The sequence below is a fragment of the Mesorhizobium sp. M1409 genome, from assembly GCF_040317535.1.
Classification (GTDB): domain Bacteria; phylum Pseudomonadota; class Alphaproteobacteria; order Rhizobiales; family Rhizobiaceae; genus Mesorhizobium.
Genome location: NZ_JAMYKV010000029.1, coordinates 1 through 26,992, shown reverse-complemented (window position 1 = coordinate 26,992; position 26,992 = coordinate 1). Strand labels below are relative to the sequence as shown.

General features: G+C 63.3%; 25 protein-coding genes and 1 pseudogene. 20 read left to right on the top strand and 6 right to left on the bottom strand.

Translation table 11 applies throughout. From position 1 onward, the window contains the following. Positions 1-1,092 carry a fatty acid desaturase family protein gene (locus tag NKG99_RS21495; RefSeq protein ID WP_352870628.1) on the bottom strand — a complete coding sequence of 364 codons (1,092 nt, stop codon included), beginning with the start codon at positions 1,090-1,092 and terminating at the stop codon, positions 1-3. Between the two features lie 168 nt (positions 1,093-1,260). On the opposite strand from NKG99_RS21495, the gene NKG99_RS21490 reads away from it, so the two are divergent. The 10 genes from NKG99_RS21490 (at position 1,261) to NKG99_RS21445 (ending at position 10,452) form a co-directional block, all read left to right on the top strand. Then, complete coding sequence (locus tag NKG99_RS21490; protein ID WP_352870627.1) at positions 1,261-2,292, top strand: LacI family DNA-binding transcriptional regulator; 1,032 nt, start codon at positions 1,261-1,263, stop codon at positions 2,290-2,292. A gap of 300 nt (positions 2,293-2,592) precedes the next feature. Beyond that, positions 2,593-3,534, top strand: a complete 942-nt coding sequence (locus NKG99_RS21485; RefSeq protein ID WP_352870626.1) for a sugar ABC transporter substrate-binding protein — start codon at positions 2,593-2,595, stop codon at positions 3,532-3,534. Positions 3,535-3,633: 99 nt separating this feature from the next. Then, a complete protein-coding gene (locus NKG99_RS21480; RefSeq protein WP_352870625.1) occupies positions 3,634-4,710 on the top strand; it encodes an ABC transporter permease in 1,077 nt (358 codons plus the stop codon). Between the two features lie 2 nt (positions 4,711-4,712). After that, entirely contained in the window at positions 4,713-5,480 is a 768-nt protein-coding gene (locus NKG99_RS21475) for an ATP-binding cassette domain-containing protein (RefSeq protein WP_352870624.1), read from the top strand. Between the two features lie 119 nt (positions 5,481-5,599). Then, positions 5,600-6,595 carry an inositol 2-dehydrogenase gene (gene iolG / locus NKG99_RS21470; RefSeq protein WP_352870623.1) on the top strand — a complete coding sequence of 332 codons (996 nt, stop codon included), beginning with the start codon at positions 5,600-5,602 and terminating at the stop codon, positions 6,593-6,595. Positions 6,596-6,646: 51 nt separating this feature from the next. Further along, entirely contained in the window at positions 6,647-7,441 is a 795-nt protein-coding gene (locus NKG99_RS21465) for an SDR family oxidoreductase (RefSeq protein ID WP_352870622.1), read from the top strand. 328 nt (positions 7,442-7,769) lie between these two features. After that, positions 7,770-8,036, top strand: a complete 267-nt coding sequence (locus NKG99_RS21460; RefSeq protein WP_352870621.1) for a type II toxin-antitoxin system Phd/YefM family antitoxin — start codon at positions 7,770-7,772, stop codon at positions 8,034-8,036. Continuing rightward, the gene (locus NKG99_RS21455; protein ID WP_352870620.1) at positions 8,033-8,455 is read left to right on the top strand and encodes a type II toxin-antitoxin system VapC family toxin; all 423 of its coding nucleotides are present in this window, start codon (positions 8,033-8,035) and stop codon (positions 8,453-8,455) included. Before NKG99_RS21460 ends, NKG99_RS21455 begins: the two co-directional genes overlap by 4 nt. A 50-nt stretch (positions 8,456-8,505) precedes the next feature. After that, the gene (locus NKG99_RS21450; RefSeq protein ID WP_352870619.1) at positions 8,506-9,150 is read left to right on the top strand and encodes a DUF6904 family protein; all 645 of its coding nucleotides are present in this window, start codon (positions 8,506-8,508) and stop codon (positions 9,148-9,150) included. Between the two features lie 210 nt (positions 9,151-9,360). Further along, positions 9,361-10,452 (top strand): 3-deoxy-7-phosphoheptulonate synthase, encoded by a 1,092-nt coding sequence (locus NKG99_RS21445; RefSeq protein WP_352870618.1) that lies wholly within the window; start codon positions 9,361-9,363, stop codon positions 10,450-10,452. Positions 10,453-10,503: 51 nt separating this feature from the next. Here the strand turns inward: NKG99_RS21445 and NKG99_RS21440 are convergent. Then, positions 10,504-10,605, bottom strand: a pseudogene (locus NKG99_RS21440) (LysE family translocator); the annotation flags it as partial. Positions 10,606-10,900: 295 nt separating this feature from the next. After that, on the bottom strand, positions 10,901-12,010 hold the full coding sequence (locus NKG99_RS21435; RefSeq protein WP_352870617.1) for a Gfo/Idh/MocA family protein: 1,110 nt from the start codon (positions 12,008-12,010) through the stop codon (positions 10,901-10,903). Between the two features lie 156 nt (positions 12,011-12,166). Here NKG99_RS21435 and NKG99_RS21430 point away from each other — a divergent pair, with 156 nt between their 5' ends. Beyond that, positions 12,167-13,012 carry a MurR/RpiR family transcriptional regulator gene (locus NKG99_RS21430; RefSeq protein WP_352870679.1) on the top strand — a complete coding sequence of 282 codons (846 nt, stop codon included), beginning with the start codon at positions 12,167-12,169 and terminating at the stop codon, positions 13,010-13,012. Here the strand turns inward: NKG99_RS21430 and NKG99_RS21425 are convergent. Then, complete coding sequence (locus tag NKG99_RS21425) at positions 13,009-13,899, bottom strand: AraC family transcriptional regulator (protein ID WP_352870616.1); 891 nt, start codon at positions 13,897-13,899, stop codon at positions 13,009-13,011. The genes NKG99_RS21430 and NKG99_RS21425 overlap by 4 nt on opposite strands. A 138-nt stretch (positions 13,900-14,037) precedes the next feature. On the opposite strand from NKG99_RS21425, the gene NKG99_RS21420 reads away from it, so the two are divergent. From NKG99_RS21420 to phnN, 9 genes are all read left to right on the top strand, one after another. After that, complete coding sequence (locus NKG99_RS21420; protein WP_352870615.1) at positions 14,038-14,766, top strand: SDR family oxidoreductase; 729 nt, start codon at positions 14,038-14,040, stop codon at positions 14,764-14,766. Between the two features lie 186 nt (positions 14,767-14,952). Continuing rightward, positions 14,953-16,887 (top strand): bifunctional 5-dehydro-2-deoxygluconokinase/5-dehydro-2-deoxyphosphogluconate aldolase, encoded by a 1,935-nt coding sequence (locus NKG99_RS21415; RefSeq protein WP_352870614.1) that lies wholly within the window; start codon positions 14,953-14,955, stop codon positions 16,885-16,887. Positions 16,888-16,920: 33 nt separating this feature from the next. Further along, positions 16,921-18,771, top strand: a complete 1,851-nt coding sequence (gene iolD, locus NKG99_RS21410) for a 3D-(3,5/4)-trihydroxycyclohexane-1,2-dione acylhydrolase (decyclizing) (protein ID WP_352870613.1) — start codon at positions 16,921-16,923, stop codon at positions 18,769-18,771. Between the two features lie 140 nt (positions 18,772-18,911). Further along, on the top strand, positions 18,912-19,829 hold the full coding sequence (gene iolE, locus NKG99_RS21405) for a myo-inosose-2 dehydratase (RefSeq protein ID WP_352870612.1): 918 nt from the start codon (positions 18,912-18,914) through the stop codon (positions 19,827-19,829). A 58-nt stretch (positions 19,830-19,887) separates the two neighbouring features. Continuing rightward, positions 19,888-20,094 carry a DUF3329 domain-containing protein gene (locus NKG99_RS21400; RefSeq protein WP_352870611.1) on the top strand — a complete coding sequence of 69 codons (207 nt, stop codon included), beginning with the start codon at positions 19,888-19,890 and terminating at the stop codon, positions 20,092-20,094. A gap of 380 nt (positions 20,095-20,474) precedes the next feature. Then, positions 20,475-21,287, top strand: a complete 813-nt coding sequence (iolB, locus tag NKG99_RS21395; RefSeq protein WP_352870610.1) for a 5-deoxy-glucuronate isomerase — start codon at positions 20,475-20,477, stop codon at positions 21,285-21,287. Positions 21,288-21,658: 371 nt separating this feature from the next. Then, complete coding sequence (locus tag NKG99_RS21390) at positions 21,659-22,366, top strand: DUF1045 domain-containing protein (protein ID WP_352870609.1); 708 nt, start codon at positions 21,659-21,661, stop codon at positions 22,364-22,366. Positions 22,367-22,412: 46 nt separating this feature from the next. Beyond that, the gene (locus tag NKG99_RS21385; RefSeq protein ID WP_352870608.1) at positions 22,413-23,567 is read left to right on the top strand and encodes an alpha-D-ribose 1-methylphosphonate 5-triphosphate diphosphatase; all 1,155 of its coding nucleotides are present in this window, start codon (positions 22,413-22,415) and stop codon (positions 23,565-23,567) included. Beyond that, on the top strand, positions 23,564-24,193 hold the full coding sequence (gene phnN / locus NKG99_RS21380) for a phosphonate metabolism protein/1,5-bisphosphokinase (PRPP-forming) PhnN (RefSeq protein ID WP_352870607.1): 630 nt from the start codon (positions 23,564-23,566) through the stop codon (positions 24,191-24,193). The genes NKG99_RS21385 and phnN overlap by 4 nt, the downstream gene beginning before the upstream one ends. A 17-nt stretch (positions 24,194-24,210) precedes the next feature. On the opposite strand, the gene NKG99_RS21375 is transcribed toward phnN, so the two are convergent. Beyond that, on the bottom strand, positions 24,211-25,206 hold the full coding sequence (locus NKG99_RS21375) for an ABC transporter permease (RefSeq protein ID WP_352870606.1): 996 nt from the start codon (positions 25,204-25,206) through the stop codon (positions 24,211-24,213). Positions 25,207-25,261: 55 nt separating this feature from the next. Continuing rightward, positions 25,262-26,800, bottom strand: a complete 1,539-nt coding sequence (locus tag NKG99_RS21370; protein ID WP_352870678.1) for a sugar ABC transporter ATP-binding protein — start codon at positions 26,798-26,800, stop codon at positions 25,262-25,264. Positions 26,801-26,992 lie beyond the last annotated feature (192 nt).

Below are 26,992 nucleotides of genomic sequence, written 5' to 3'. Positions count from 1 at the left end.
TCATTCCGCCGCTGCCGCGACGGCATCGTTGTGGAATTCTTCGCGATATGGCCGGGCGGTCGGCGGCAGCTCGCGCTTGAGGAAATAGTCCTCGTTGCGCAGCTGGCGCAGGAAGACCGGGATCATCTCGCGGTAGCCGGCCAGGATCGACGGTGTCGGCGTCGGCAGGTCGTGCTTGATCAGTTCGTGCAGCTTCGGCAGCGCATGATAGGGCACCATCGGGAACATGTGATGCTCGACATGGTAGTTCATGTTCCAATAGATGAAGCGGCTGATCGGGTTCATGTAGACAGTGCGGCTGTTGAGCCGGTGATCGATGACATTGTCGGCCAGGCCGCCATGCTGCAGCAGGCCGACCATGACGTGATGCCAGGCGCCATAGAGCCTGGGCAGGCCGACCAGCATCAGTGGCAGGAACGAGCCGGTGTAGAGCGCCAACACAATGGTCGCGGCATAGATCGCCGTCCAGACGCGGGCGGCGCGGATCGCCTTCGGCTGCTCCTGCTCGGGAATGAAGGTCTTTTCCGCGGCGCTGATGTTGCTGGCGGCATTGCGCAGCATGTCGCTCATCGCATGCCAGGCGTCGAGCACACCGACGAAGCCCAGCACGGCGCGAACAAGGTCCGGCGGCCGCATCACCGAGATTTCCGGGTCGCGGCCGACGATGATGGTGTCGGTATGGTGGCGCGTGTGGCTCCAGCGCCAGGTCACCGGATTGCGCATGATCATGAAGCAGGCGATCTGATAGACCACATCATTCATCCACTGCGTCCGGAAAGCGGTGCCGTGGCCACATTCGTGCCAGCGAGAATCCGTCGACGAGCCGTAGAGAACGCCATAGACGAAGAAGAACGGCACGCACCACCAGCTGCCCCAGAACCAGGCGCCGCCGGCGCCGCTGACGATCAGCGCGGCGAACCAGATCGCTGTATCGCGGATCGCCGGCCAGTCGGAGCGCTGCATCAGCTCCTTCATCTGCTTGCGGGACACGTCGGTGTGATACCACTCGGCCGCGGACAGGCCGGTCTCGACGGCGAGCTTGGCGTCGCGGCCGATCAGGCTGTAGTCACGCCGGGACGGCGCAGCATGCATGGTTGCCTCCCACGGCACGGCACTCGCCGAAACGAATGCCTGAGATCCCTTGTCTTCGAGACTGAAAAATAGCGCCGGATCATGATAGACTCAACATCATAAAGATAGTTTCTATCATTTCCCATCAGAATGGTGTAGGAAGCCTCAGGCAATTCCAATGAGGCAAGCATGGCGAAACGGCCGACCATCACTGATCTGGCGCGCGTCTCAGGCGTCAGTGTCGCCACCGTCGACCGCGTGCTGAACAACCGGCTGCCGGTGCGCGAGGAGACCGCGCGCCGCGTCTACGAGGCCGCTACCGATATCGGCTATCACGCCGCCGGACTTATCAAGCAGCGCATGCGCCAGGAATTGCCTGAGTACCGGCTGGGCTTCCTGCTGCTGCGGGGCAATGATGCCTTCTACGGTGACTTCGCGCGTGAACTCGAACTGGCCATCTCGCAATCGAAACGCTTCCGCGGTGTTGCGACCATCGACTTCGCCAGTTCCCTGGCTCCCGACGAGATCGCCTCCCAGATGCGCAAGCTGGCGGCAAAATCGCGGGCTATCGCCGTTGTCGGCCCGGACCATCCGACCCTGACAGCGGTCGTGGAAGCCTTGAAGGCGAGAGGCCAGCCGGTCTTTTCGGTGCTGTCCGACTTTGCCGCCGGCATCCGGGAGGGCTATATCGGCCTCGACAACCGCAAGGTCGGGCGCACCGCCGCATGGATGATCTCCAAGGCAGCGAAGAAGCCTGGCAAGGTCGCCCTCTTCGTCGGCAGCCACCGCTTCCACGGCCACGAGCTGCGCGAGATCGGCTTTCGCTCCTTCTTCCGCGAGCATGCGCCGGACTTCAGCGTGCTTGAAACGCTGGTCAATCTGGAAGCCAACCAGGTGACCCATGATGCGATGATCGATCTTCTGGCGCGTTATCCGGATCTTGTCGGCTGCTACGTCGCCGGCGGGGGCATGGAAGGCGCGGTTTCGGCGCTGCGGGCAGCAAGGCCCGCGAACATGCCGGTGGTCGTTTGCAACGAGATCAACGCCGAATCGCGCGCGGCACTCGCCGACAACATCCTCACCATGGTGATCTCGACGCCGCTCGCCGCTCTGTGTCGCGAGCTTGTCGACCTGATGGCGCATGCCATCGAAACCGGCGCCGCCAACGCTCCAGGCCAGACCTTCCTGCCCTTTGACATCTATCTGCCGGAAAACATCTAGCTTCCGTCGCGCGAGCCGCCGAGGCAAATGATAGAATCTATCAGGGCGATGCATAAATCGGCCGGCAGGCCTCTGAATCGCCCTTGACGCCCGGATGTGAAATGGAATAAATATTTCACCAACTATATATTTTGGTTCTTTCGTTCCGGAACATCTGTTTCAAACGGAGGGGTTGGCGTTCCAGCAAACGGCAAGGCGTCACCCGGAACAGAAACGATATCAGGGAGAGATTCCCCGGGGAGATCGGGGATTCCGGATAAATCGGTGAAACCGGACACCAGCATGTGGAGGAGAAACACAATGAAGAAACTGATTTTGGGCGTCGCTTTCGCGGCGCTGATGAGTTCATCCGCCATGGCCGCCAAGGTTGGCGTGTCGATGGCCAAGTTCGACGACAACTTCCTGACCGTGCTGCGCAACGGCATGATCGAGCAGGCCAAGGGCATGGATGGCGTCGAGCTGCAGGTCGAGGACGCGCAAAACGACGTCGCCAAGCAGCTCGACCAGATCAAGAACTTCGCCGCTTCGGGCGTCGACGCGATCATCGTCAATCCGGTCGACACCTCGGCCACGCAGGCTATGTCGGACGCTGCCGCCGCGGCCAAGATCCCGCTGGTCTACGTCAACCGCGAGCCGGTCAACGTCGACACCCTGCCTGACAACCAGGCCTTCGTCGCCTCGAACGAGGCCGATTCCGGCACGCTCGAGACCAAGGAAGTCTGCCGCTTGTTCAAGGAAGCCGGCAAGAAGGAAGCCAACGTCTACGTGATCATGGGCGAGCTCTCCAACCAGGCCGCCGTGCAGCGCACCAAGGATATCGAAGAGGTGATCGCTACGCCGGACTGCAGCTTCATCAAGATCATCGACAAGCAGACATCGAACTGGAATCGCGACGAGGCGCAGAACCTGATGACCAACTGGTTGTCGACCGGCAAGCCATTCGACGGCGTCATCGCCAACAATGACGAAAGCGCCATCGGCGCCATCCAGGCGATGAAGGCCGCCAACATCGACATGAAGACGGTCGTGGTCGGCGGCGTCGACGCCACCCAGGACGCACTTGCCGCCATGCAGGCGGGCGACCTCGACGCAACCGTGTTCCAGGACGCGGCCGGCCAGGGCGCCGGTGCGCTGGATGCGGCGCTCAAGCTCTCCAAGGGCGAAAAGGTCGAACACAAGGTCTACGTCCCCTTCCAGCTGGTGACGCCGGCCAACATCGACAAGTTCCTGAAGAAGAACTGAGCGGCGGACATACGGAGCGGCGCTCACAGCGCCGCTCCTCTTTCCCTCGGCGCCGGCAAGGCAGCGAGGGGCGACCGCGGCTGACGGAGGACAGAATACGTGGCACAGACATCTCATGGCGTCGGCGGAGTTGGCTATGACGCGAAGAAGCGCGCATGGCCTGCCGAGCTCAACGTTTTCCTGGCGCTTGTCATTCTTGTTGTCGTCTTCGAACTGATCGGCCGCATCTTTCTTGGCGACAGCTTCCTGTTCAACACCCGCGGCGACGTCAGCGCGATCTTCAACGAAGCCCGCCTGCAGATCATCATCCTGCAGGTGTCGATCGTCGGCATCATCGCCATCGGCGTGACGCAGGTGATCATCACCGGCGGCATCGACCTGTCCTCGGGTTCGATCGTCGGCGCGACCGCGATGATTGCGATGAGTTTTGCCCAGGTGGCGACCGTCAACGGCAATCCCAATCCCAAGGCGATGTTCCTTGCACAGGGCTGGACCGACCTGCCGGTGATCGTGCCGGTGCTGGTCGCGATCGGCTGCGGCCTGTTTGCCGGCCTGGTCAACGGCGCCTTGATCGCCTACACGCGCATACCGCCGTTCATCGCCACGCTCGGCATGATGGTGACCGCGCGCGGCATCGCCAAATGGTGGTCCAAGGGCCAGCCGATCTCGTTTCCCACCGAGAGTTTCGCTGGCATCGGCAAAGGCCTGATGCCCGTCATCATCTTCCTGTCGCTGGCGGTGCTGTTCCAGCTGATCATGACCTACACCAGGTACGGCAAGCACTGTTACGCGATCGGCTCCAATGAGGATGCCGCGCGCATGTCCGGCATCAAGATCGCCAACCACAAGATCCTCGTCTACGTCATCGCCGGTGTGCTTGCCGCACTCGCCGCCGTGGTGCTGAGCTCCAAGAACCTGACCGCGCAGTCCGGCATGGGCGTGATGTACGAACTCGACGCCATCGCCATGGCGGTCATCGGCGGCGTCTCATTGTCGGGTGGCCGCGGCTCGATCATCGGCACGGTGATAGGCTCGCTGATCTTCGGCGTCATCATCTCCGGCTTCACCTTCCTGCGCCTCGACGCCTACTACCAGGAGATGGTCAAGGGCGTGATCATCGTCGGTGCGGTCGTTCTCGACCAGTGGCGCCAACGCCTGCGGGCAATGAGGGCTTGACCATGTCAGACATCGTCCTGAAGACCGAAAACCTGACCAAACGCTATGGCGGCGTGCATGCGCTGGAAGGCGCGAACTTCGAGCTGCGCAAGGGCGAGCATGTCGCCATCATGGGCGACAACGGCGCCGGCAAGTCGACCTTCGTTCGCCAGATCACCGCCGTCGAGCAGCGCACCAGCGGCCAGATCTGGTTCGACGGCAAGGAAGTGAATTTCACCGGGCCGATCGAGGCTCGCACGGCGGGCATCGAGACAGTGTTCCAGAACCTGGCGCTGGCCGACGATCTTGACGTGCCCTCGAACCTGTTCCTCGGCCGCGAAAAGGTGCTGTTCAATCTCGGGCCGTTCTCGATCCTCGACCGCAAATATATGCGCAAGGCGACCGAGGCGGCGCTGATCCGCACGGCGGTGAAGATCCCCAATCTGTCCAACACCATCCGCCACATGTCCGGAGGCCAGCGCCAGTGCGTGGCGATCGCCCGGACCGCGACCTTCGCCTCCAAGCTGATCATCATGGATGAGCCGACGGCCGCACTCGGCGTGCAGGAGACGGCGCAGGTCGAAAACATCATCCGCACGCTGAAGGACAATGGCGAGCCGCTGATCCTGATCAGCCACAACATGCGCCAGGTGTTCGATCTTTGCGACCGCATCGTCGTGTTCCGGCGCGGCCGCATCGTCGCCAATTTGCGCAAGGAAAACACCGACGGAAACGATATCGTCTCCTACATCACCGGCGCCAAGACCGGCGAGGCGGAACTCGCGGCCTAAACAGGGTGGTCGCCCGGTTTAGGAATAATCTGGCTCGCTGGAAAAATACCCCTGCCACCTTTCGCTGACAGCAAGGTGGAGACACCACTCTCTCTAACCCATCCCTAGAGGAAATTTCCATGACTCTCCGCTTCGCCCTCCTCGGTGCCGGCCGCATCGGCAAGGTTCACGCCCGCGCCGTCGGCTCCAATCCGCAGGCCAAACTGGTTGCCGTCGCCGACGCGTTCGAGAAGGCGGCGACCGAGTTGGCGAGCGCCTACGGCGCCGAAGTGCGCACAATCGACGCCATCGAGAAATCCAAGGACATCGACGCCGTCGTCATCTGCACGCCGACCGATACCCATGCCGATTTGATCGAGCGTTTCGCCAAGGTCGGCAAGGCGATCTTTTGCGAGAAGCCGATCGATTTGAACGTCAAGCGCGTCGAGAAATGCCTGGCGGTGGTCGACAAGACCAAGGCGACGCTGATGGTCGGCTTCAACAGGCGCTTCGATCCGCATTTCGCCGCCGTGCGCAAGGCGATCGACGACGGCGCCATCGGCACCGTCGAGATGGTCACCATCACCTCGCGCGATCCGGGTGCGCCGCCGATCGACTACATCAAGCGCTCGGGCGGCATTTTTCGCGACATGACCATCCATGATTTCGACATGGCGCGCTTCCTGCTCGGCGAGGAGCCGGTGGCGGTCAGCGCCCATGCCTCGGTGCTGGTCGACAAGAAGATCGGCGCGGCTGGCGATTTCGACAGCGTCAGTGTCATCCTCGAGACCGCTTCGGGCAAGCAGGCCGTCATCTCCAATTCGCGCCGCGCCACCTATGGCTACGACCAGCGCATCGAGGTGCATGGCTCGAAAGGCATGATCGCGGCCGAGAACCAACGCCCGGTGTCGATCGAACTGGCCAACGAGAAGGGCTACACCCGCCCGCCATTGCATGACTTCTTCATGACCCGCTATCTCGACGCCTATGCCAACGAGATCGCTGCCTTCATCGCAGCGGCGACGTCGGGCAAGAAGGCGGCGCCAAGCGGCGCGGACGGGCTGGTGGCGCTGAAGCTGGCGGATGCGGCGCTGAAATCCGCGACATCGGGCAAGACCGTCCGCCTCGACAAGTAAGAACCGGAATCCGGACCCCAGACCCCAGACCCCAGACCCAGGAGCATAGCGATGAGTGCATCCGCCGATCGCAATTCGCAGACACGCGCCATCGTCACCGGCGGTGCGCAAGGCATCGGCTTTGCCGTTGCCGAGGCGCTGGCCGACGAGGGCTGCCGGGCGCTGGCGCTCATCGGCCGCTCGCAGGAGAAGGGCGACAAGGCCGTTGCCCATTTCAGGAAATTGGGTGTCGACGCGATCTTCATCAGCGCGGACGTCTCGAAGGTCGCCGACTGCAAGCGCGCGGTCGCCACGGCGATCTCGCATTTCGGCACCATCAACGCGCTGGTCAACGCCGCCGCGACGTCGGCGCGTGGTTCGCTGGTCGAAACCAGCGAAGAGCTTTTCGACAGTATTTTCGACACCAATGTGCGCGGGCCGTTTTTCCTGATGCAGGGCGTGGTGGCGCATCTGCTCGAGAAGAAGGCGCCCGGCTCGATCGTCAATGTGCTGTCTATGTCGGCGCATTGCGGGCAGTCTTTCCTGACGCCCTATTCGACCAGCAAAGGCGCGCTGATGACGCTGACCAAGAATGTCGCCAATGCGTATCGCTATAACCGCATCCGCAGCAACGCCGTGCTGCCCGGCTGGATGGACACCGAGGGCGAGGACATCGTGCAGAAGAAATGGCACGACGCGCCCGACGACTGGCTGGCAAAGGCCGAGGCGGCGCAGCCGATGGGCCAGTTGGTGAAGCCCGACCAGCTCGCGCGGCTGATCAGCTACATGGTCAGCCCGCAGTCAAGCGTCATGACCGGATCGCTGGTCGACTACGACCAGAGCATCGCAGGGTCATCGCCGGAGTAGCGTCGGCGAGTCTGGCGGCATCACTTCGTCATCCACGGGCGGAGCAAGCAGCGTAGCGACGCGGCGCAGACCCGAGGATCCATGCCGCGACTTCCGAGCGTCACAGCAGTCCAGACTTCTGCTCCGCTGCACTCTTCGATTGGCGTCCCGGCATGGGTCCCAGGGTCTCCCCGACGGAGCTTCGCTCCTGCTTCGCCCAGGGATAACGAAGTCGAGAGGCTTCGGCCCATCCCGCAATTGGCTACCATCGGTTAGCCCCCGCGCCCTGTTGCCGCCGCATCGCCATTCCCATATAGTCAGGATAGTCAGACTGGTCATGGAGGTCGCAATGCTATCTGCGCCCAAAGAGAATACCAACTGGACGGTCGCCGGGGCAAAAGCCCGGCTCTCGGAAGTTATCGAGCGCGCACAGTCTTCACCGCAGACGATCACTAGAAACGGCAAACCAAGCGTGGTTGTCGTCTCGGCCGAGGAATGGCAGCGGAAGACCGCGCGCAAGGGTACGCTTGCGGAGTTCCTGCTGGAGTCGCCGCTGCGCGGCGCCGATCTCGACCTTCAGCGTCAGCGTGACGAACCGCGTGATCTGCCGCTGTGAGGCTACTGCTCGATACGAATGTCTTGTCCGAGGTGACAAGGCCGGCACCGGACGCACGCGTTCTGGACTGGCTGGACGGGCTTGATGAGGACCGCTCATTTATCAGCGTCGTGTCGATTGCCGAGATCCGGCGCGGGGTTGCCCTCATGGATGAGGGCCGGAAACGTGAGGCACTGGCCGAGTGGCTTGCTCGGGACCTGCCGCAGCGCTTCGAGCAGCGGGTTATTCCGGTGGACGAACTGGTTGCCTTGGCCTGGGGCGACCTGATGGGCCTTGCGAAGCGCCGCGGTCGCGGTCTGGCGTCGATGGACGGCCTGATCGCAGCCACGGCGATTGCGCAAGAACTCACCTTGGCAACGCGCAATACGAAGGATTTCGAAGGCTTTGGAATTGAACTCTTCGATCCCTGGACTGCATGAGCCGCTCGGTGCAGCATGTCTGGAAAGCCGCCTGAGACAGGAGGGTGCGTTTGCTCTCATATCGCTTACTGAAAAATCACGCCGGCATTCTTCTGGTTGGTGACTATACATCTCTTCAATGGCTCCGCACGGTCGTGCATGAGGTCAATGAGCGATCGCCACTCATTAAGAACAGGGAAGGCCTGTTCTTAAATCTAGCCTACGATGTCCGGAAGGCCTACGAACGCCAACGCGAGATTCTACACCCCTCCTCAGATCATGAGGAAATGGGCATCCGTTATGGAGTCCAGGCGCTGTGGCCCGTTATTCTTCTTCAGCAAAGGATGCTGAGGGTATCGCTGGCGTATCTCGAACACACCGCAAAAACCCAGGCCATTGTCTATGCTCTGGAAGCCGTAATCGAGGAGGCTCTCAAGGAGGATTTCGCAGCGCTTGGCGCTGAAGCAGTCGCGCGTTGGCAGCGGCTGGATCCAGCATACCGCAATGTTTTCGATGGTCTCTGGAGCCGTACCGCAATTTTCTGCTCATGGTCAAAATCCGAGCGGAGGCGGCATTTTCTGGACCTACTATCCAGTTTCGAGCCCATGTACGAAACCCTCTACACATACCGCCTTCAACGTGGTGAGAAGAATCTTTTGTCACCTGGAGACCTTCTGGAGTGGGATAACGTCGAATGGCCTGATCCGCGCTGGTAAGCCCGATCAGGCACGTGACAAGCTCCTCCGCTTCGACTATATCAGCCACATGATCAACCTGACCGCCACGTATTGGTACTTTAGGAGCTCGCTGGCGGCGGGAGGATTGCGCTCGATCTGAAGATTGCAGCAACAAGATCCGAACAGCCGCCATACCTGGCGGCTTTTTTGTTTTCAGCCGGCAGGTTCCCCAAACAGGAGCAGAAAGCCGTGTTGACCACCACAGATGATCTTCGGGTCAAGGAAATCAGGGAATTGAGTACGCCGGACCAAGTGATGCGGGAGATACCGCGCATGCTGACGGCAACGCGCACCGTCAGCGCGTCACGCAACGCAATCCACGCTATTTTGAACGGCATCGACGACCGGCTGCTCGTCATCGTCGGGCCGTGTTCGATCCACGATCCGGTCGCCGCCGTGGACTATGCCAGCCGTCTGGCGGCGCTGCGCGAGAGCCTGTCGGACCGGCTCGAGATCGTGATGCGGGTCTATTTCGAGAAGCCGCGCACGACGGTCGGCTGGAAGGGCCTGATCAACGATCCCGACCTCGACGGCAGCTTCAACATCGACAAGGGACTGAGGATGGCGCGCAATGTGCTCTCCGCCGTCAACAATCTCGGCCTGCCGGCGGCGACCGAATTCCTCGACATGACCACGCCGCAATACATCGCCGACCTCGTCGCCTGGGGCGCGATCGGCGCGCGCACGACCGAGAGCCAGATCCACCGCGAGCTTGCCTCCGGCCTGTCCTGCCCGGTCGGCTTCAAGAACGGCACCGACGGCAATTTGCGGATCGCCGCCGAGGCGGTGAAATCCGCCGCCCAGCCGCATCATTTCATGGCGGTGACCAAGGGTGGCCGCAGCGGCATCGCGACGACGACAGGCAATGAGGATTGTCACGTCATCCTGCGCGGTGGCGTCGCGCCCAATTATGACGCGGCGAGCATCGAAGCTGCCAGCACCGAGCTTGCCCGCATCGGCGTCGCGCCGCGCCTGATGATCGATGTCAGCCACGCCAACTCAGCCAAGAAGCCCGAGAACCAGCCCAAGGTGGCGGCCGATGTCGCCGGCCAGGTCGCGGCGGGGGACGAGCGCATCATCGGCGTCATGATCGAGAGCAACCTCGTCGCCGGCCGGCAGGACGTGGTGGCAGGCAAGCCGCTGGTCTATGGCCAGAGCATCACCGATGGCTGCATCGGCTGGGCGACCACCGAGACGGTGCTGCACGGCCTTGCCGGCGCCGTCGAGTGGCGCCGCTCCGTGCGCCGCGCCATGATCGACAGCCGCCAGGGAGCCGCCTGATTGGTGAAGCCGGTAGGGATAAGGCGGCGGTTTTCAGGTTCAGACCTGGATTCACGCCGCCTTCAAGCCTTGCCAGGCGGTCAGCATTGAAACCACAACCAGAAGCAGTCCGGCCGCCCGGCCGGCAAAGGCGGTCGCCCGGGGATTGGCGACCGGTTGCGGCAGGTCTGGGTCAGCGGCTGGGACACTCCGGCCGCTGGCGGCTGAGGTGACCGCAGATACTTGGCGTGGAAATTTTTGACCGGTCGGATGGTGCTTGCCTTGGCAGGTCGCATGCCTTGGGGATTGGCCGAAACGCCCGTTACTTCGTCATCCTGGGGCGAAGCAAGGAGCGAAGCGACAGGGAGGCTTCGGCCAATCGCGAATGTCTGCGACGGGTCACCAAATGAATGGTGAAATCTTGCCCGCCGAGAGTCGGTAACCTTCCCCGTCGACGAACTACATGGCTCTACCTGACATCGACCCAGCGCTTTTCCTCGAAGGAGCGCGCCATCGCGTGCACCGTGCGCTCGATCTCCAGCCCTTCGGCAAACTCGATGAGCCGCGCCGGCTTGCCGGCAAGCCGCGTCAGCAATTCGTGGCATTCGATGATCTTGAGGTCGTTGAAGCCGAGGCCATGGCCTGGCGCCGGCAGGAAAGCATCGTAGGGCTTGTGGTGCGGCGCCACCAGGATGGTGCGGTAGCCCTGTTCGGTCGGCCGATCGGCGGTGAGATAGAGTTGGAATTCGTTCGATCGTTCCTGGTCGAACAGGATCGATCCTTTCGAGCCGAATATCTGGACGGCGATGCGGCCCTTGCGGCCCCAGGCCGAGCGGTTGACCAGCAGCGTGCCGGCAATGCCGTTCTCCAGATGCATGAGCACGCTCGCGATGTCATAGGTCTCCACCGCGCGACGGCCGCCGCTGGCCACCTTGCGATCGGCATAGGGCTTGGCCATGTCGCAGATGACGCTGGCGACGCGGCCGAACAGGGCGGAGACCAGCGACAACGGGTGCACGGCGAAATCGTCGAGCGCGCCGTAGCCGGAAGTGGCTTCGTGCTTCCAGAAGAACAGCGCCTCGGGATCGGCCATGAAGTCCTCGTCCATCTCGATGCGCAGATGGTTGACCTCGCCGATGATCTTCTCATCGAGCAGCATGCCGATATGACGGATCGCCGGGCTCTGGATGTAGTTGTAGCCGAGCGCGGCAACCTTGCCGGACTTTTTCGCCGCCGCCGCCATGGCTTCAGCCTCGGCAAAGCTTGGCGCCATCGGCTTTTCGCACCACAGATGCTTGCCCGCTTCGAGGATGGCGATGGCCATCTCCGGATGGAACTGGTTGGGCGTGGTCAGCGAGACGATATCGACCTCCGGATCGTTGACGACCGCGCGCCAGTCGCCGGAGGCCTTGGCGAAACCGAACTCGCCCGCCTTGCGCCGGGCAAGCTCCTCATTGACCTCGCCGAGATGGACCAGCCGGGGTTTAGGCACGTCTGGAAAGACGGCGCCGACGGCGCTCCATGCTATGGCGTGACACTTGCCCATGAAACCCGTGCCGATGAGACCGACGCCGACCATTTTCCGTTCCTCCACTGCCTGAAGCGCTTCGTGGATGAATTAATCCATTTTCTCTTGGAATGGAATGTATGTCTCATTTTTTATGGCGTTCTTGCGCAGGCTCACTATGATGGGGCACAGAGGGACGCTTCACGCATGAGCTTGGACAGGGCGACGATGGACGAACGGGTACCTCGCGACTTCGAGACGCTGCGCGCAACGATCCTCGATCGGCGCGAAAGCCTGCCGAAGCGCATCGCCCAGATCGCCGCCTATGCGCTCGACAATCCCGACGACATCGCCTTCGGCACCGCCGCCAGCATCGCCGCTTCGGCCGGCGTGCAGCCTTCGACCTTGATCCGTTTTGCCCAGCAGCTTGGCTTCGACGGTTTCACCAGCCTGCAGCAGGTATTCCGCGAGCGGCTGCGCGAGCGCAACTCGTCCTATGACGAAAGGCTGCAGGCCTTGCGCGCCAAGGCCGAGGGGGGCGCCGGCCACCGGGCGATCTTCGACGGTTTCGTCGCTGCCGCCTCCACCTCGCTCAATGACATCTCGCGCGCGCTGGACGAAGCGCATCTGGAAGACGCAATCTCCCTGCTGGCAAAGGCGGAGACCATCTACGTGCTGGCCAAGCGCCGCTCCTATCCGGTGGCGTCCTACATCGCCTACGCGCTGGGCAAGCTCAAGATCCGCAACCAGCTGATCGAATCGGCCGCCGGCCTGAATGCCGAGATGATCGCCTTCGCCACGCCGGCGGATGCCGTCATCGCCATCTCGTTCTCACCCTACGCCCCGGCCACCATCGAGGAGGCACGCAGCATTTCGGAACAGGGTGTGCCGATCGTCGCCATCACCGACAGCTCGTTCTCGCCGCTCGCCCAGTTCGCCAAGGTCTGGTTCGAGGTTGCCGAGGCCGATTTCGCCGGCTTCCGTTCGCTGTCGGCGACGATGGCGCTGGCCATGGCGCTGACCGTCGGCGTCGGCGAGAAACGACGCGACACGGGCCGCAAGCGCAAAGCTTAGAGAACCTCTACGGACGCCTCGCCTGCCGCCAAAAGCCGCGCCGCGTCGCGCGCGGGCGACAAGCCGAACTGACGGGCATATTCCCGGCTGAACTGGGAAGCGCTCTCGTAGCCGACGGCGAAGGCAACGCTTGCAACATTGCCTGGCTGGGCGGCCAGCAAATGGCGGGCTTCCAGGAGCCGGATCTGTTTCTGATACTGGATCGGGCTCATGGCCGTCGCCGCCTTGAAGTGGCGGAAAAATGCAGCGTTGCTCATATGGGCGATTTCAGCCAGATCGCTGACCCGGACCGGCTGATGGCAATGTGACCGGATCCAGGCAATCGCCTGGCCGATCCGGGACAGATGGCCGTCGGCGCGCGCAAGCTGGCGAAGCTTTCCGCCCTGGGGGCCTTGCAGCAGCCGAAACAACATCTCGCGTTCAAGCGTGGCCGCCAGCACGGGAATCTCCCTTGGCCGGTCGAGCAGCCGCATCATTCGCCGCAAGGCGTCGAGCAGGTCGTCATTGACGGGCGAGGTGGAGAAACTGTCGCCGCCGAGCGCGGGTTCATGCTCGACGAGGAGGGCGGCGACGGCCTGCAGGTCGAGGGTGAAGCCGATCGCCAGGTAGGGATGTCTGGGGCTCGCTTCGACCAACTGGCTGATGGTGGGAGTGTCGACAGTGTAGATGAAATAGCTGGCGGGATTGTATCGAAGGGTCCGGCCCCCGATCAGAACCGTTTTCGCACCCTGCAGCACGAACAGGATCCCCGACCCCCATACCCCCGCCATTGGCGCCGTGGCGACTTCGCTGCGGCCGATCGAAACGCGAGGGATCGCCGTTCTCGTGCGTCGCCCCTGCGCATGGCGCGCGGCGATATCGATCAACTCTTGCAGTGCCTCGCTCATGATCTCAGCATCGCGCATCCGAATGGGCCGCGCAACCCATATGAGAGGATTGGGCAAGAGCTGGAGAGTTTTCGGCGCGCGGTGTTTCCCACAGGGCGCCATCTCTGGGGTCTTCGACAGGAAGAGATGGAGATACAAATGATGAAATCGAAAACCGCTGTGGTGACAGGCGCCAACAAGGGCATCGGCCGTGAAATCGCCCGGCGTCTGGCGTCGACGGGCTTCAAGGTCTGGCTTGGCGCCAGGAATGCCGAGCGTGGCATGGCGGCGGCACAGGAATTGCGCAGCGAAGGCCTGGACGTTCAATGGCTCGAGCTGGATGTCACACAGGACGAAAGCGTGGCGGCGGCCGCCAAGACTGTCGGGGCGGAAAGCGCTTGTCTCGACGTGCTGGTGAACAATGCCGGCGTCGCCATCAACTACGAGCTGCCGCCGAGCCAGCAGCACATTGCCGATGTCATGGCGACCTATGACGTCAATGTCTTCGGGCCGATCCGCGTGACCCAGGCCTTCCTGCCGCTGCTGCTTGCAGCGCCGGCCGCCCGCATCGTGATGGTGAGCAGTTCCACGGGTTCCATCGGGAGGGCGCTCGATTCCGCCACGCCGAACCATTCGGTCAATCTGATGGGTTATGGCAGTTCGAAGACGGCCCTGAATGCCATCACCGTCGCCTTCGCCCGCGAGCTTGCGCCGCAAGGCATCAAGATCAATGCAGCGGCGCCGGGCTATACCGCCACCGACCTGAATGGATTTAAGGGCCACCGCACCGTGCAGCAGGCGGCCGAGATCGTCATACGCCTGGCGACCCTGGATGCCGATGGTCCGAACGCCGGGTACTTCAACGACGATGGCCCGCTTCCGTGGTGAACGGAGACAGACCCGCCAAAGTCTCCTCCCCTACGCATCATTTGGTGGCACTTTTAAACGAAGGAACGCTCATTCCATATTGACTATGGATTGGAATTATTATTTCATATTCCCGGCGCCACGCTGCCGCTCGCGCGTGTTACCCAACAATGTTGTTCATGACAACAAGGCCGACGGGAGGTTCCAATGAGCGAAGCCGTGGACACGAAACAGGCGCCGCTCGACGTCATCACCATCGGTCGCGCTTCCGTCGACCTTTACGGCCAGCAGATCGGCTCGCGGCTGGAGGATATCACCTCCTTCGCCAAGTCGGTCGGCGGCTGCCCGGCCAACATTTCGGTCGGCACGGCCAGGCTCGGCCTGCGCTCCGCGCTGCTGACCCGCGTCGGCGACGAGCAGATGGGCCGCTTCATCCGCGAGCAGCTCAAGCGCGAAGGCGTCAATGTCGACGGGCTGAAGACCGACAAGGAGCGGCTGACCGCTTTGGTGCTGCTGTCGGTCGAGGACGAAGGCGTCTCGCCGATGATCTTCTACCGTTCGGACTGCGCCGACATGGCGCTGGCGCCGGAAGACATCGACGAGGCCTTCATCGCCTCGGCCCGGTCGATCGTCGTCACCGGCACCCATTTTTCCCGGCCCAACAGCGATGCCGCCCAGCGCAAGGCGATCCGCATCATGAAGGCCAAGGGCGGCAAGGTGGTGTTCGACATCGACTACCGGCCCAATCTCTGGGGTCTTGCCGGCCATGCCGAAGGGTTCGAGCGCTATGTGAAATCGGACCGGGTCTCGGCCCAGCTGAAGACGGTGCTGCCCGATTGCGACCTCATCGTCGGCACCGAGGAAGAGATCATGATCGCGTCGGGCACCGATGATTGCCTGAGCGCGCTGAAGACGATCCGCTCGCTGTCGTCCGCCACCATCGTCCTGAAGCGCGGCGCCATGGGCTGCATCGCCTATGACGGACCGATCAGCGACGACCTGGAAGACGGCGTCGTCGGCAAGGGGTTCCCGATCGAGATCTACAATGTGCTCGGCGCCGGCGACGCCTTCATGTCCGGCTTCCTGCGCGGCTGGCTGGGCGGAGAAGACCATGCGACGTCCGCAACCTGGGCCAATGCCTGCGGCGCTTTTGCCGTATCGCGGCTGCTCTGCGCGCCGGAGTATCCGACCTTCGAGGAGTTGCGGTTCTTCCTCAATCACGGCAGCAAGCATCTGGCGCTGCGCAAGGACGAGGCGATCAACCACATCCATTGGGCGACGACGCGTCGCCGCGACATTCCCTCACTGATGGCGCTTGCCTGCGACCACCGCGTGCAGCTCGAGGATGTGGCGGCGAAGGCCGGTGCCGATCCGGCGCGCATCCGTGACTTCAAGGTGCTGGCGGTCAAGGCAGCGGCGAAGGTCGCCGCCGGCCGCGACGGCTACGGCATGCTGATCGACGAGAAGCATGGCCGCGAGGCGATGTTCGAATTCGCCCGTCACCCCTTCGCCTGGCTCGGCCGGCCGGTCGAACTGCCGGGCTCGCGGCCGCTGCGCTTCGAATTCTCGCAGGACATCGGCTCGCAGCTCACCGAATGGCCGGTCGATCACTGCATCAAGTGCCTGTGCTTCTACCATCCCGACGATCCGGCGGCGCTCAAGGAAGAACAGCAGCAGAAGCTGCGCGCGCTGTTCGAAGGCGCGCGGAAAGTAGGCAGAGAACTTCTCATCGAGATCATTGCCGGCAAGCATGGCAAGCTCGACGACACGACGATCCCGCGCGCGTTGGAGGAACTCTATGCGCTCGGCATCAAGCCGGATTGGTGGAAGCTCGAACCACAGGCATCGAGCGGTACCTGGGCGAAGATCGAAGCCGTCATCCTGAAGCACGATCCCTGGTGCCGCGGCGTCGTGCTGCTTGGCCTGGAAGCGCCGCAGGACGAGCTGGAAGCCGCGTTCGCCGCCACCGCCAAGGCACCCATCGTCAAGGGTTTTGCCGTCGGCCGCACCATCTTCGTCCACGCTGCCGAACAATGGCTGGCCGGCAAGATGTCGGATGACGAGGCTATCGCCGACATGGCGCAGCGCTTCGAACAGCTGACCGAAGCGTGGCTTGCCGCGCGCGGCCGCAAAGCGGCATAAGAAGCGCGGCACAACGACTGCGGAGGAGACACCATGAGCAAGACAATCCGCCTGACGATGGCGCAGGCGCTGACCCGCTTTCTCAGCAAGCAGATGACCGAGATCGACGGCAAGACCATGCCGATCTTCGGCGGCGTCTGGGCGATCTTCGGTCATGGCAATGTCGCCGGCATCGGCGAGGCGCTTTATCAGGTGCGCGACGAACTGCCGACCTTCCGCGCCCACAACGAACAGGCGATGGCGCATGCGGCGATCGCCTATGCCAAGGCCAATTTCCGCCGCCGTTTCATGGCGGCGACCTCTTCGATCGGTCCGGGCGCGCTCAACATGGTGACGGCGGCGGCGCTCGCCCATGTAAACAGGTTGCCCGTCCTGTTTCTCCCCGGCGATGTCTTTGCCAACCGCATCCCGGATCCGGTGCTGCAGCAGGCCGAGGACTTTTCCGACGGCACGGCGACGGTCAATGACTGCTTCCGTCCGGTGTCGCGCTATTTCGACCGCATCACCCGGCCGGAGCAGATCATTCCGGCGCTGACCCGTGCCATGCAGGTGCTGACCGATCCGGCCGAATGCGGCCCGGTGACGCTGTCGCTGTGCCAGGACGTCCAGGCCGAGGCCTATGATTATCCCGAGAGCTTCTTTGCCGAGCGGGTCTGGCATCAGCGCCGGCTGCGCCCGGACCGTCATGAGCTTGCGGCGGCTGTCGCCGCGCTCAAGAGAGCAAAAAAGCCGCTGGTGATCGCCGGTGGCGGCGTCCTCTATTCCCAGGCCTCGAACGAGCTGGCGAAATTCGTGGAAAACGCCGGCATCCCCGTCTGCGAGACGCAAGGCGGCAAATCCTCGCTGCCGGACGACCATCCGCTCAACATGGCGGCGGTCGGCGTCACCGGCACCTCGGCCGCCAACCGGCTGGCCGAGGAAGCCGATGTCGTGATTGCCATCGGCACGCGCCTGCAGGATTTCACAACCGGCTCGTGGGCGCTGTTCAAGAACTCCGGCAAGACCATCATCGGGCTCAACGTGCAGCCTTTCGACGCCGGCAAACACCGCGCGCTGCCGTTGGTCGCCGATGCAGCCGAGGGTCTGGCCGAACTGGGTGCAGCGCTTAAAGGCTGGAAGGCACCTTCCACCTGGACCGATAATGCGGCCACCGGAAAGACAGCCTGGCAGGCCGAGGCGGCCAAGGTGACCGCGTCGACCAATGCCACCTACCCGTCGGACGCACAAGTGATCGGCGCCGTGCAGCGCGCGATGAGCTCCGGCGTGACGCTGCTGCATGCCGCCGGCGGCCTGCCGGGCGAGTTGCACAAGCTCTGGCAGGCTGGCGCGCCTGGCTCCTATCACGCCGAATACGGCTTCTCGACCATGGGCTACGAGATTGCCGGCGGGCTCGGCACGAAGATGGCCAAGCCCGACGAGGAGGTCGTCGTCATGATCGGCGACGGCTCCTACCTGATGCTGAATTCCGAAATCGCCACCTCGGTGATGCTCGGCCTCAAGCTGACCATCGTGCTGCTCGACAACAGGGGCTATGGCTGCATCAACCGGCTGCAGATGGCGACCGGTGGCGCCAACTTCAACAATCTCCTGAAGGACTCGCGCCACGAAGTTCTGCCCGACATCGACTTTGCCGCGCATGCGGCCAGCATGGGGGCGATTGCCGAAAAAGTGCCGTCGATCGCCGGGCTGGAAGACGCGCTGCAGAAGGCGAAGACGAACAGCCGCACCACCGTGCTGGTCATCGACACCGACCCGCTGGTTTCCACCGATGCCGGAGGCCATTGGTGGGATGTGGCGGTGCCGGAAGTGTCGGCGCGCAGCCAGGTGAACGCGGCGCGCAAGGCCTATGATGAGAAGCGGAAGATGCAGACCGTCGGCGATTGATGTAACGCGGCCAAGCCCCTACCTCCCCCTTGTGGGGAGGTCGGACCGAAGGTCCGGGTGGGGGGTCGGCGCCGCACCCCCGCTGCTTCGCAGCGACCCTCCCCACAAGGGGGAGGGTGAACAAGGACCGGAGTGACGACTTGAAAGCCAAACTGGGCATGTCCCCCATTGCGTGGTGGAACGACGATCTTGCGGAACTCAGCGATGACGTGTCGCTGGAAGAATGTTTGCGCCAGTCGCGCTCGGCCGGTTTCACCGGCATGGAGATGGGCCGGCGTTTTCCCAATGACCCCGATGTCATGCTGCCGATCCTCAAGGCAGCCGACGTGACGCTGTGCGGCGGCTGGTTCTCCGGCACGCTGGTCGATGGCGAGATGGCCGACAACAAGGATCGCATCCAGCCGATGATCGACCTGTTCAAGGCCGTGAACGCGCCTTGCATCGTCTATGGCGAGGTCGGTCGCTCGATCCAGGGCGACCGCTCCAAGCCGCTGGCCACCAAGCCGAAGCTGTCGGACGACGAGATGAAGACCTATGCCAGACGCGTCACCGAATTCGGCGAGTGGTGCGCCGAACAGGGCATGCCGCTCTCCTACCACCACCACATGGCGGCGGTGGTCGAGACCGAGCCGGAACTCGATGCTTTCATGCGCCATTCCGGAGCCGGCATTCCGCTGCTGCTCGATGCTGGACATCTGGCATTCGCCGGCGGCGACGTTCTGCGCGCCATCGACAACCATCATAAGCGCATCAACCATGTGCATGTGAAGGATGTGCGCATGGGCGTGATCGACAAACTCGACCGCACAAAACAGTCCTTCCTCGACGCGGTGGCGCTGGGTGCCTTCACGGTGCCGGGCGACGGCTCGCTGGATTTCGGCGCCATCGTGCAGCGCTTTGCCGACCATGGCTATGAGGGCTGGTTCGTGGTCGAGGCCGAGCAGGATCCGAAGAAGAACCCGCCGCTCAGGATGGCGCAGGTCGGCTACAAGGAATTGATGCGCGTGATGACCGCCGCCGGCTATACGGTCGAGACGCAAGGGTTTCCCAATGTCTGATCAAGGGGGGCCTGATGCGATGGGTTCCCGGCAAAGCCGATTGCTGTAGATTGGCCCGATGAAAGATTCCGAGCACCCCTTCTTCCGGCCGTTGTGGCGGCGTGTCGCCGTCGTCGCGGTCTGCGTCGTCTGGTCGATCATCGAATTCGCAACCGGCACGCCGTTCTGGGGCGTGCTTGCCCTCGGCTTCGCCGGCTACGCGGTCTGGCAGTTTTTTTACCTCTACAAGCCCGCGGACGACGGCAACGCCGAGCCGAAGGAATAGAGCGGCCTATGACGCAGAAGGCTTACGGCTTGAGCACTGCGCGCATGATGGATCGCGTGCGTTGGAGACTAGCCGCAAGGCCTCTAGCTTCGTCATCCTGGGGCGAAGCAAGGAGCGAAGCGACGCGGCGCAGACCCCGGGATCCATGCCGTGATGTCAAAACAGCCGCTGCGGTGCAGAATTCCGTTCCGCTGCGCTCTTGGACTGGGGTTGCGGCATGGATCCTAGGGTCTTCGCGACGGAGCTTCGCTCCTGCTACGCCCTAGGATGACGAAGTTGTAAGCGCCGGCCAAACTCGAAGATTTGCGATAGTCCTTTCAAACAAACGGCTTGGTTTCAAAGGCCTGTAGCCCGTCAAGCCATGGAATAGGAGAGACACAATGTCGAAGCTGTTGGTGAAGGCCAATAAGGGCCATGGCCGCGTCGCTCATGTGACGCCGCAAATCGCGGGCTGGACCTATGTTGGTTTCGACCTGCATCGGCTGAAGCCGGGCGAGAGCGCGTTCGGGAAGACGGATGATCGCGAAGTCTGCCTGGTGTTCGTCACCGGCAAGGGCAATGCGAGAGCCGGCGGCAAGGAACTCGGCCTGCTCGGCGAGCGCATGTCGCCCTTCGAAGGCAAGCCGTGGTCGGTGTATGTGCCTGAGGGCTCCGACTGGTCGGTAACCGCGGATACCGACCTGGAACTCGCGGTCTGCTCGGCGCCGGGCCTTGGCGGCGGCCTGCCGGTGCGGGTCATCGCACCGGACGATCTCGGCCAGGAGGTGCGCGGCAAGGGCACCAACACGCGCTACGTCACCAACATCCTGCCGGAGGGCAAGCCGGCCGATTCGCTGCTGGTGGTCGAGGTCATCACGCCCGGCGGCCATACGTCGAGCTATCCGCCGCACAAGCATGACCAGGACAATCTGCCTGATGAATCCTATCTCGAGGAAACCTACTATCACCGGCTCAACCCGCCGCAGGGCTTTGCCTTTCAGCGCGTCTACACCGACGCCGACCAGAATGGTCATCGCGCGCTCGACGAAGCGATGGCGATCGAGGACGGCGATGTCGTGCTGGTGCCCAAGGGCTATCATCCCTGCGCCGCCTGTCACGGCTACGACCTCTACTATCTCAACGTGATGGCCGGGCCGAAGCGGACGTGGAAATTCCACAACGCGCCCGAGCACGAATGGCTGATGAAGGCCTGATCTGCTCCTCCAATAGAATGGCTTCAGACAAAGACAGCTCCCCATTCTTGGAAACCAACCCATTGTCGAAAGTCGGCGCCGCCCCTCATAGGGACGGGGAGAAGGAGGCCGGCCACAACCTCGGCATTTCTTCTTGCTACGATGGTGATTGGCGAAACCATCGACGACAGCGCCCCTCTCCCCGTCACTATACGGGGAGAGGATGCCGGCAGGCAGGTGAGGGGCAGCGCCGACGTCTGGAAAATTGGTCCAGCCCAAGAAAAATGTCGGCTAAGGACCCGGCTGGGTCGATTTGCCTTCGAAAACCCTTCAAAGCTTCGTCAATCCGTCATGGAAATCACCTATGGCAGCGGAGCTGAGAAGGACTTTTCATGCGCTACGCCCTCTATTTCACCCCCCGGCAGGACGAGCCACTGGCGCGGATCGCCGCCAACTGGCTCGGCCGCGACCCGTTTGGTGCCGCGACAAGGCCGGTCGAGGCGGTGGCCGACCTGTCGGCGGCGGAAGTCGCTTTTCACACCGCTTCGGCGCGCCGCTATGGTTTTCACGCGACGCTGAAGGCGCCGTTCCACCTGGCCGCCAACGAGACGGAAGCCTCGCTGCGCGCCGCACTCGACCATTTCGCCGAGGCGACGCCGATGGCGACCATCCCGCGTCTCGTCGTCAGCCAGATCGACGGCTTCTTCGCATTGGTGCCGGAAGGACCGCTGCCTCTGCTCAACCGCTTCGCCGATGACGTGGTGCGCGATTTCGATCGCTTTCGCGCTCCGCTGACCGAATCCGAGATCGAGCGGCGCGGCCCGGATTCGCTGAAGCCGGCCGAGTTCCGCAATCTTTGCCGATGGGGCTACCCCTATGTCTTCGAGACGTTTCGCTTTCACATGACGCTGTCCGGCCGGGCGACGTCACAGGAAAGCCCTCGTTTGCGCGCAGCAATCGATAGTCTGTTCGCGGACATTCTGCGACAGCCGGTGCTGGTGGATGCGCTGACGCTGTTTGTCGAAACCGAACCGGGCGCACCGTTCATGGTGCTCTCGCATCACGTGCTCGGGCGCCGCCCGGCCAGAAGAACCGCCTGAGCACCCGCCGAACAACCCCAGCTGGACTAACCAAGGACTGCCTGAAATGACCGTCGAGACTGTTCTCCACAACGCCCGCATCGTCCTTGCCGACGAGATCGTCGAGGGTTCGCTGGTGCTGCGCGACGGCTTTATCGCCGGCATCGACGCCGGCGCCTGCCATACCAGTGGGAGCATGGCCGGCGAGGATATGGGCGGCGACTACATCATTCCCGGGCTGGTCGAACTCCATACGGATCATCTCGAAGGCCACTACGCGCCGCGGCCGAAGGTGCGCTGGAACCCGATCGCCGCCGTGCTCGCCCATGACGCGCAAGTGGCGACCGCCGGCATCACCACAGTGCTCGACGCCTTGCGCGTCGGCATGGACGAGGACGCCGACCTGACATCGACCGACATCCGCAAATTGGCCGATGCGATCGAGGACAGTGTGCAGCAGGATCGTCTGCGGGCCGACCACTTCATCCATCTGCGCTGCGAGGTTTCGGCGCCGGACTGCCTCAAGGCATTCGCCAATTTCGATGGCGACGAGCGGGTCAAGCTGGCATCGCTGATGGATCATGCGCCCGGCCAGCGCCAGTTCGTCAACCTCGAAACCTATGCCTACTATTACCAGCGCAAGCTGAAGCTGACCGATCGCGACTTCAAACTGTTCTGCGAAAAGCGGATGGGAGAATCGGCGCGCAATTCGGTACCGAACCGGGCGGTGATCGCCGCCGCCTGCCATGAGCGCGGCATCGTGCTGGCCAGCCATGACGACGCCACCCTTGGCCATGTCGGCGAAGCGATCGAACAGGGCGTGCGCGTCGCCGAGTTCCCGACAACGGAGGAGGCCGCGAGGGCCTCGAAAGAGGCTGGCCTCGGCGTGCTGATGGGTGCGCCCAACGTCATGCGCGGCGCCTCGCATTCGGGCAATGTCTCGGCCCGCACTCTGGCCAGCGACGGCCTGCTCGACATCCTATCGTCCGACTATATCCCTTTCAGTCTGATCCAGTCGGCGTTCTTCCTCGGAGACGTCGTCGACGGCATTTCATTGCCGCAGGCGGTCGCGATGGTCTCGAAAAATCCAGCCGAAGCAATTGGCCTGACCGACCGCGGCGTCATCGAGCAGGGCCGCCGCGCTGATCTGGTGCGCGTGCGCGTCGACGACCATGTTCCGGTCGTACGCACGGTCTGGCGCCAGGGGCGCCGGGTGGCATGATGGTGTCGGCATCGATCGAGCGTGAATTGTCGGCCGAGACGTTTCCGATCCGCGATGGCGTCTTCGTCGCCGTGGTCGGCCCAAGCGGCGCCGGCAAGGACACGGTGATCGGCTACGCCCGCGCCTGCTTTGCCGAGGAGACAAGGCTGGAGTTCGTCCGCCGCGTCATCACCAGGCCGAGCGATGCCGCCAGCGAAGACCACGACACGCTCGCCGATGCCGCCTTCGTCGAAGCCGAAGCCGATGGCGCCTTCGCCATTTCCTGGGAGGCGCATGGCTTGCGCTATGGCATCCCGGCCGATGTCGACTGGTGCGTCGCCAATGGCCGCGTGGCCGTCGCCAATGTGTCGCGCGCGATCATCCCGGTGCTGCGCGAACGCTATGCCAACCTGGCTGTCGTCGAGATCACCGCCTCGCCCGACGTGCTGGCAGAGCGGCTGGCGATGCGGGGGCGGGAATCGCGCGGCGAAGTGCTGGCGCGGCTGGCGCGCAGCGCCAATGTCACTCTGTCCGGCCCTGGCGTCACCTCGATCGACAATAGCGGCCCGCGCGACGCGGCCGGCGAGCGCTTCGCCGAGGTACTGCGCAAGGCGATGGCCCTTTCCGATATGTTGGGGCTGATCTAACCTGCTTCGAGCCCGGCCTATTCCGCGGCCGCACCGGCGGCGCTTTTGCGGGTGGCGTCGACCATCAGCCGCCGTTCCCGGAATACGCCCCATTGCTGGTCGACCAGCACGCCGATGAGAATGACGCCGCCCATCACCGCGAAGTTGAGCGAGGACGGGATGCCGAGCAGGTTGACGAGGTTCTGCAGCTCCTGCAGCAGCACCGTGCCGAGGATGACGCCGATCAGCGAGCCTTCGCCGCCGCGCAGCGAGAAGCCGCCGAGCACGGCGGCCGCGATGGCGTAGAGTTCGTAGAACTGGCCGTGGCTGGCCGGCGAGATCGAGCGCGTGTACATGGCGAAATAGATCGCCGACAGTGCCGTCAGCACGCCGCAGATGACATAGGCGGCCATGACGACGCGGCCGGTGCGGATGCCCGAATATTTCGCCGCCTCCTCGTTCTTGCCGATGGCGTAGAGATAGCGGCCGAAGACCGAGCGGTGCAGCACCACCCACATGACGATGGCGATGACGATGAGCGCGATGAAGCTGTTCGGCACGCCATAGGAGCGCCCGGCGGTGAGGAATTCGAGCTCGGGAAAATTCTGGCCGAAGGCGAAGCCGGCGGTGCCGTCGGCGGTGTAGAAGCGGGCGACGCCGCGGTAGATCAGAAGACCGCACAGCGTGACGACGAACGGCTGCAGCTTGAGCCTTGTGATCAGCCAGCCATGCACCAGGCCGATGATGGCGCCAAGAAAGAGGATCAGCACGAAGGCCAGTGGCCACGCCACCTCGCGCACGGCGATGAAGTCGATGAACAACGTTCCCAGCAGCGCAACCACCGAGCCGACCGACAGTTCGATGCCGCCGGTGATGATGACGAAGGCCTGGCCGATCGACAGGATGCCGAACAGGCCGATCAGGTTCGAGGTGTTGGCGAGGTTGATCGGCAACAGGAAGCGCGGATTGATGATCGCCACGATGGCGCCGACCACCAGGATCAGGATCAGCAGGCCGAGATCTTTCTTGCTCATCGTTTTCTCCCCAATGCCTGAGCAGATCGCGCTTGCGCGAGACCCCGGCAAAAACCTATTTCGGCTGCTTACCCACCGCCAGCAGCAGCACGTTTTCCTGGCTGAACCGGTCCTTGTCGAGAATGCCCGAGATCTGGCCCTCATGCATGACGGCGATGCGGTCGGACACGCCGATCACCTCTTCCATGTCTGAGGAGATCATCAGCACGGCGACGCCGGCATCGGCGAGAGCGCGCATCAGCCCGTAGATTTCCGCCTTGGCGCCGATGTCGATGCCGCGCGTTGGCTCGTCGAGGATCATCACTTTCGGATTCATGGCCAGCCATTTGCCGAGCACGACCTTCTGCTGGTTGCCGCCCGACAGCGTTCCGGTGCGCGTTTGCACCGACGGCGCCTTGATGCCGAGATCTTTCTTTTGTTTCTCGGCGGTGGCGGTCTCGGCGCTTGCGGACACCAGGGAGCGTCGCGCATGCGCCGGCAGATTGGGCAGCGAAATATTCTGGGCGATCGACAGGTCGAGCAGGATGCCGGTCAGCTTGCGGTCCTCCGGCACCAGGAAGATGCCATGCGCGACGGCGTCGGCCGCCGAGCCGAGCACAAGCGGCTTGCCGTCGAGCTCGAGCGCGCCGCCAAGACTTGAGTCGATGCCGAAGAAAACCCGCGCCAGTTCGGTGCGGCCGGAGCCGACAAGGCCGGCAAGGCCGAGGATTTCGCCGCGCCTGACGTCGAGATCGACCGGCCGGCCGGGATAGGCTGGCGTGCGGATGGCCTTGGCCGAAAGCGCTGTGGCGCCGGGCGCGCGCGCGGCCTCGGAGGCCTTTTCGCGCTCCTTCAGCATGCGGCCGATCATCAGCTTGACCATCTGGTCATGGCCGATGTCGCTCTTCGGCAAGGTGCCGGCCAGCATGCCGTCGCGCAGCACGACGACGCGGTCGGCGACGCGCTCGACCTCGTGCAGGCGGTGCGAAATAAAGATGACGCTGATGCCGTCGGCCTTCAGCGCCTTGATGACGTCGAGCAATTTGTCGGTTTCGGCGAGCGGCAGGCTCGATGTCGGCTCGTCGAGGATGACCAGCCTTGCCTCGATCGACAGCGCCTTGGCGATCTCGACCATCTGCTGCTGCGCCAGCGACAGAGCGGCGACCGGTGTGTCGGCGGAAAAATTGGCGCCGACGCGCTTCAGCAGCGGCGCCACCATGGTGCGCAGTTTTGCGCGGTCGACAAGCCTGAGCGGCCCGGCGCGCAACGGCTCGCGGCCGAAGAAGATGTTGGCGGCGACATCGAGATTGTCGAACAGATTGAGTTCCTGGTGGACGAAGGCGATGCCCGAGCCCAGGCTGGCTTCGACGGTCAGGCTATTGTGGGCGATGCCGTCGACGGTGATCGTGCCGTTGTCCGGCGTGGTGACGCCGCCGAGTATCTTCATCAGTGTCGATTTGCCGGCGCCGTTTTCGCCGACGAGGCCGATGACCTCGCCCGGCCTGACCTCCATGGAGAAGCCGTCGAGCGCGACGACGCCCGGATAGGTCTTGCGCACGTTCTCGAGGCTGAGGAACGGGGTGGTCGTGGCGATGGATGTGTCGGAATAGTTCATCATGCCTGACAGCAGTTGGCGGGCTCACAGACTGACTGGCCTGATCGAACCCGTCAATAAAAAGCGAGGCGTCGCGCTACCCCTCACCCTCACCCTCTCCCCGTATAGCTAGCGTGCGCACACATTTGCTTCGGGGTCAGTTTGGTTTGGCAAGGGCGAAGCCGTCTGCGATGGCGTGGAAGCGCCTGAGGC